General features: G+C 60.5%; 4 protein-coding genes and 1 tRNA gene. 2 read left to right on the top strand and 3 right to left on the bottom strand.

The genetic code is table 11. The annotated features are described in order from the left end of the window. Position 1: 1 nt before the first annotated feature. Together GHO32_RS24260 and gltX are read right to left on the bottom strand one after the other, a co-directional pair. A tRNA-Ala gene (locus GHO32_RS24260) sits at positions 2 to 77 on the bottom strand. Positions 78 to 342: 265 nt separating this feature from the next. Further along, positions 343 to 1,824: a glutamate--tRNA ligase gene (gene gltX, locus GHO32_RS24255; RefSeq protein ID WP_153336472.1), complete on the bottom strand. Its 1,482-nt coding sequence runs from the start codon at positions 1,822 to 1,824 to the stop codon at positions 343 to 345. Between the two features lie 214 nt (positions 1,825 to 2,038). Between gltX and GHO32_RS24250 the strand changes: the two genes are divergently transcribed. Together GHO32_RS24250 and GHO32_RS24245 are read left to right on the top strand one after the other, a co-directional pair. Further along, on the top strand, positions 2,039 to 2,989 hold the full coding sequence (locus GHO32_RS24250; RefSeq protein WP_153336473.1) for a 2-hydroxyacid dehydrogenase: 951 nt from the start codon (positions 2,039 to 2,041) through the stop codon (positions 2,987 to 2,989). A 31-nt stretch (positions 2,990 to 3,020) separates the two neighbouring features. Continuing rightward, positions 3,021 to 4,346 (top strand): Nramp family divalent metal transporter, encoded by a 1,326-nt coding sequence (locus tag GHO32_RS24245; protein WP_153336474.1) that lies wholly within the window; start codon positions 3,021 to 3,023, stop codon positions 4,344 to 4,346. A 128-nt stretch (positions 4,347 to 4,474) separates the two neighbouring features. Here the strand turns inward: GHO32_RS24245 and GHO32_RS24240 are convergent, their stop codons facing one another. Continuing rightward, positions 4,475 to 5,440: an alpha/beta hydrolase fold domain-containing protein gene (locus tag GHO32_RS24240; RefSeq protein ID WP_153336475.1), complete on the bottom strand. Its 966-nt coding sequence runs from the start codon at positions 5,438 to 5,440 to the stop codon at positions 4,475 to 4,477. Positions 5,441 to 5,967: the final 527 nt, after the last annotated feature.

Raw genomic sequence — 5,967 nt, 5'->3', positions numbered from 1 at the left:
TTGGTGGAGCTAAACGGGATCGAACCGTTGACCTCTTGCATGCCATGCAAGCGCTCTCCCAGCTGAGCTATAGCCCCAAACAGTCAGTGTTGCGTGTTGCTGTGTGGACGGGGCGCATATTAAGACTGGATCGGTAGGCTGTCAAACTTATTTTTAAAAATTTCTAAAAAAATTTGCCGTGAGAACAACCACTTACCCTTAAAACCCCGAAAACACGGGGGCGCGCTGATTAAATTTGTAGTCGCTGCCGCAGGCTGCGATGGGCTGCATAGCAGCCCTGCTGTTCCAAAACACCTTAGGCCCCTCTCGCAGCCTTCGGCAGCGACTACAAATAAACACGTATCAGCCGATTGCGCTGAACAGCTTTTCCCACTCTTTGTTTTCTTTCTTCGACACGCCGCCCAGCAGGTCCAGCGCCTGACGCAGACGGAAACGCGTCAGGTCCGGGCCCAGAATCTCCATGGCATCCAGTACCGACACCGAGCTGGCCTGGCCTGTGATGGAAGCGAACATCAGCGGCATGGCATCACGCAGCTTCAGCTCAAGGGCTTCCACCACGGTCTGAATGCACGCCGTGATTGAGTCTTTCTCCCACTGACGCAGGCTTTCGAGCTTCCACAGAATCAACTGCATCAACTGGCGCACTTGATCGCCGGAGAGCTTTTTATGCTCAAACAGCTTGGCATCCGGCTGTACACCGCCCGCGAAGAAGAACCCGGCCAACGGCGCGATCTGGCTGAAGGTTTCAACCCGGCCCTGCACCAGCGGCGCGATCTTCATCATGTAGTCGGGGTTCAACGCCCAGTGCTGCACGCGGCTGGCGAACTCTTCCAGCGGCAGGTCACGCAGCCATTGGCCATTGAGCCAGGAGAGCTTCTCGATATCGAAAATCGGCCCGCCCAGAGAGACACGGGACAGATCAAAGTTATCGACCATTTCTTGCAGCGAGAACTTCTCGCGCTCGTCCGGCATCGACCAGCCCATGCGGCCCAGGTAGTTGAGCATGGCCTCAGGCATAAAGCCCATGCGCTCGTAGAACGTCACCGACGTCGGGTTCTTGCGCTTGGACAGCTTGCTCTTGTCCGGGTTTCGCAGCAGCGGCATGTAGCACAACTGCGGTTGTTCCCAGCCAAAGTATTCGTACAGCAGGATCAGTTTTGGCGCCGATGGCAGCCATTCTTCGCCACGCAGTACGTGGGTGATGCCCATCAGGTGGTCATCGACCACGTTGGCCAAAAAGTACGTTGGCAGGCCGTCGGCCTTCATCAGTACTTGCATGTCCATGCGGTCCCACGGGATCTCGACGTCGCCACGCAGCATGTCCGGCACCACGCACACGCCTTCGGTCGGCACTTTCATGCGGATAACGTGTGGCTCGCCTGCGGCCAGGCGGCGGTCGATTTCTTCTTGCGAGAGCAGCAATGCACGGCCGTCGTAACGCGGGGTTTCACCCTTGGCCATTTGCTCGGCGCGCATCTGGTCCAGCTCTTCTGCGGTGCAGAAGCACGGGAACGCATAGCCCTTGTCGACCAGCTCCTGGGTGTATTGCTTGTAGATGTCACTGCGCTCGCTTTGACGGTACGGACCGTGCGGGCCGCCAACGTCCGGGCCTTCGCTCCAGGTGATACCCAACCAGCGCAGGGCGTCGAAGATCTGCTGTTCCGACTCGCGGGTCGAACGCAATTGGTCAGTGTCTTCGATGCGCAGGATGAACTCGCCGCCATGCTGCTTGGCAAAGCAGTAGTTGAACAAAGCGATGTAAGCGGTACCTACGTGGGGGTCGCCAGTCGGTGATGGCGCGATGCGCGTGCGAACGGTGGTCATGAGCGATCTCGAAGTGAAGATAAAACAAAGGGCGAATCTTAACAGGCCGACCCGGCTCGGCTCCAGCGCAGCACGCAGGCAAAGGCCGAACATCCGACGCGCAGATGAAAAAACCTCCAAATAGAGCGTTTGTATCAAGTTGATACAGGGAAAACCCCGGGACAGAGGTGCTAATCTCGCCTCATTCTCTGTCATCCCTGTCTGGAGTCACGCCATGGGCCACGTAGTGCTGGTGCTGGTTGAAACGGTTAACGACTGTCTGTATCTGCTGGAAGACCAGTGCTATGAACTGATTCTTGCGCCCAGCGCCGCCAGCCGCGCCGAGGCCATCGCCACTCACGGCGCACGTATCGACGTCGTGCTGACCCGCGGCCCGCTGGGTTTGCGCGACGATGAAATGGCCGCCCTGCCCTTGCTCAGCATCATCTGTGTGATTGGCGCCGGCTATGAAGAAGTCGATTTGCAGGCCGCCAGCAATCGCGGGATAAAGGTGACCAATGGCGCCGGGGCCAACGCCTCGTGCGTGGCTGACCATACCCTGGCGCTGCTGTTGGCCACGGTGCGCGGCATACCCCAGGCAGACGCCAGCGTGCGCCGCAACGAGTGGATCAAAGTACGCCAGCCCAGCCTGTCCGGAAAACGCCTGGGCATTGTCGGCCTTGGCGCAGTGGGTCAAGCCATCGCCAAACGGGCCGCGCTGGGTTTTGACATGAGCGTCAGCTACCACACCCGCCAACCCCGCCCGGACAGCCCGTACACCTACCGCGCCAACGTACACGACCTGGCCAGCGCGGTGGACTTTCTGGTGTTGGCAACCCCCGGCGGTGCTGGCACACGGCACTTGGTCGACGCCAGCGTACTCCAAGCGCTGGGCCCCGACGGCTACCTGATCAACATTGGCCGGGGCAGCGTGGTCGACACTCAAGCCCTGATCACCGCCCTGGCCGCAGGCACCATCGCCGGTGCCGGGCTGGATGTGTTTGACGGCGAACCCTTGGTCCCCGACGGCCTTAAAACCCTCACTAACGTGGTCATGACCCCGCACGTGGCCGGCCAATCGCCCGAAGCCGCTAAAGACACCGTGCAATTGGTGGTCGACAACCTGCAGGCGTTTTTTAGTGGCCAGCCGTTACTGACGCCGCTGCAACTGCCTGCACCTCGCTAACACTGATTTATAAAAGTCCCGGAGCCCGCGTTTGAAATTCAGCCTGCCAAAAATTGCCACCGCGCCCTTCTGCCCGCCTGAAGTCAGCGGCAGCGTCCCCGTCGACGCCAGGGCGCCGTTCTGGAAGCGCGCGCTGCGCTTCGCCGGGCCCGGCTTGTTGATCAGCATCGGCTACATGGACCCCGGCAACTGGGCCACCGCCATCGAAGCCGGCTCGCGCTACGGCTACAGCTTGCTGTTTGTGGTATTGCTCGCCAGCCTCGCCGGCATGGCCGTGCAGTGTTTGTGCTCACGCCTGGGCATCGCCACCGGGCGTGACCTGGCGCAACTTTGCCGCGAGCGCTACAGCCAGCGCTCGGCACGGTTTCAATGGGTGTTGGCAGAAATCTCGATCATCGCCACCGACCTCGCCGAAGTGCTCGGCTGCGCGCTGGCCTTCCACTTGTTGCTGGGCTGCTCGCTGACCTTCGGCATCGCCCTGACTGCTTTCGACACCCTGTTGATTCTGGCCCTGCAAGGCAAAGGCTTCCGCCGCCTCGAAGCCATCATGCTGGCCTTGGTGATGACCATCGCCGCGTGTTTTTTCGTTGAACTGGTGCTGATCAAACCCTACTGGCCGGATGTTTTCGAAGGCTTCAAACCATCCCTTTCAGCCATCAGCGACGCCGCGCCGCTGTACATCGCCATCGGCATCATTGGCGCCACGGTCATGCCGCACAACCTCTACCTGCACACCTCCATCGTGCAAACCCGCCTGACCGGCCGCGACTACGCCAGCAAACTCGACGCCGTACGCCTGTCGCGCATCGACACCATCGGTTCGCTGACCCTGGCCCTGCTAGTCAACGCCGCTATCCTGATCCTCGCCGCAGCCGCCTTCCACCAGACCGGCCATTCGGACATCGTCGAAATCCAGGACGCCTACCGCATGCTCGACCCGCTGGTCGGCGGCGCCATGGCCAGCGTCTTGTTTGGCGTGGCATTACTGGCCTCGGGGCAAAGCTCGACCTTTACTGGGACCATCGCCGGGCAAGTGATCATGGAAGGCTATTTAAACCTGCGCATCCCCTGCTGGCAGCGCCGCCTGATCACCCGTGGCCTGGCATTGATCCCGGCGTTCCTCGGGGTATGGCTGATGGGCGATGACGCTGTGGGCAAACTGCTGATCCTTAGCCAGGTCGTACTGAGCCTGCAACTGCCCTTTGCGCTCTACCCGCTGATCCGCATGACCAGCGACCCGACGCTCATGGGGCCTTTCGCGAATCGGCTGCCGACAAAGCTGCTGGCGTGGTTCCTGTTTACCGTGATCAGCGGGGCGAATGTGTGGTTGATTGCGCAGATCGGGTTTGGGGATTGAAAACGATTTATGTAGCCGCTGCCCAGGTACGACGGCTGCGATGCGGCCCGCAGGACCGCCGCCCGGGGTCGCTTCGCAACCCATCGCAGCCTCATGCTTCGGCAGCGGCTACAGGTGATTCGCAAGGTTCAGGATTGTGTAAGGCGTTTATCCAGCCAACCCGCCACCCGCCCATGGATCTCCGGTACTTGTTCCAGCAACCCGCTCATGCGCATAAAGTCGTGGGTCATGCCGGGCTCTTCCAGCAACAGCACTTCGTTACCCGCTTGTTCAAGCTTGCGGGCATACGCCAGGCCTTCGTCATACAACGGGTCGTAGCCGGCCAAGTACACCAGTGCCGGGGCCAGGCCGCTGACATCTGTTGCGAGTAACGGCGAAATCCGCCAGTCCTGCAGCGCCTGTTCACCCTTGGCGTAATGCCCGTAAAACCAGTCCATGGTCGCGGTTTCGAGCAGGTAGCCTTCGGCGTAACGCTGATGGGAGTCACGCTTGCAACTGCCATCGGTCACCGGATAAAGCAGCACTTGAGCGCGGGGCACGATGGCGACTTCTTGCGGTTCCTGCACCGCGAGAATCGATAACACCGTGCTCAAGGTTCCGCCCGCACTGTCTCCGGCAAAGGCCACCCGCGAGGCGTCCAGCCCATGTTGACGGCCCTCACGCAGCAGCCAGTTCACTGCATCGCAGGCGTCATGCACGGCCGTGGGAAACACCCACTCCGGGGCCAGCCGGTAATTGACCGCCAGCAAGGCAAAATCCCCGGCCGCCGCCAACCGGCGGCACAGCGAATCATGGCTGTCGAGGCTACCAATGACATAGCCACCGCCGTGAAAATAAACCACCACCGGCAACGGCCCGACCTCAAGGCCAGGCCGACGATAAATCCGCGCCGACACGCTGAAGCCATCACGCGCCGGAATCCGCACGTCGTAGCTGTCCACTGCCGTCACCGGCACATCAAACACGCTGGCGCTTTGCTCGAACTCGCTGCGGGCCTGGGCCGGGGTCAGCGCATGCATGGGCTGGCTCTTGCCGGTCATGCGGCTCAATTCAGCCAATTCTAAAAATGCTTCCAGTTCGGGCAACACCGACATTTCTACTTTCCTCAATAACACACTGTTAGTGGGGCCGCCCGTCGTCGGCGCCGCGCTGTCGCGCAGCAAACAGGCCGCCGATTTTCTTCAGCATCCCCCAATCGATTCCCTCTCCTTCGGGAGAGGGCTAGGGTGAGGGGCTTTTGGCTTGAGTACATATCCGTTGCTGCGGCAACGGCCACTTAGGGTTCCGGCCTTACGCCGCGTTACTTTGAAAAGCGCAAAGTAACCAAACGCTTTTTGCCCCAACCCCTCGGTGCCTCGCTGAGGCTCGGCATGCCCTCACCACAGGCCTTACTCCGTGGGCCCGCCGCGATCGGCCATCCTTGGCCGTGTCGCGGCTAACCCGGCGTCCTGCCGGGTTACCCACTGCGCAAAACCTGCGTTCGGCCAGCGTGGTTTAACGGGGCCTCTCAGATCAAAAGCCAGATCAAGATCAACAGCTCGCGAGCAGGCTCGCTCCTACAGGGACTTTAAAATCAATCACTTAGTTAATATTTGATAACGATTTTTTGCTCCGCACCCGT

The sequence above is a fragment of the Pseudomonas sp. FSL R10-2189 genome (assembly GCF_009600325.1).
Taxonomy (GTDB): domain Bacteria; phylum Pseudomonadota; class Gammaproteobacteria; order Pseudomonadales; family Pseudomonadaceae; genus Aquipseudomonas; species Aquipseudomonas helleri.
This window is presented reverse-complemented; position numbering and strand designations above follow the sequence as displayed.